The sequence below is a fragment of the Staphylococcus pasteuri genome (assembly GCF_030547725.1).
GTDB classification, from domain to species: Bacteria; Bacillota; Bacilli; order Staphylococcales; family Staphylococcaceae; genus Staphylococcus; species Staphylococcus pasteuri.
Map to the genome: position 1 here is coordinate 1 of NZ_JAUOQO010000569.1, position 255 is coordinate 255.

Consider the following 255-nt stretch of genomic DNA (forward strand, 5'->3'; position numbering starts at 1 on the left):
GATCACGACCGGTGCTCATGGTCGAGCTGGCTTGCTGGTAGCCTTCAAAATAGTTATAGGTTTTTTTGTGGGTTTCACTATGGCTTAAGTAATCACCACCAGTGGTCATTAATTTTACATCCTGGCGATAGACCTTAACGCTATAGCCAGTGTTGTTACCGGCATCGTCATATTTGCCCGAGTAATCAACGTACGAAACGACCCTTAAGGCTGTTTTATTAAAGACTTTCACGACATATTCATTACTCCCATAAC

The 255-nt window shown here is 42.7% G+C and carries 1 protein-coding gene; it reads right to left on the reverse strand.

The annotated features are described in order from the left end of the window. Positions 1-232: hypothetical protein (locus tag Q4528_RS14755; protein WP_303522415.1), on the reverse strand; the 232-nt coding region annotated here is incomplete at its 3' end. Between the last annotated feature and the right edge of the window lie 23 nt (positions 233-255).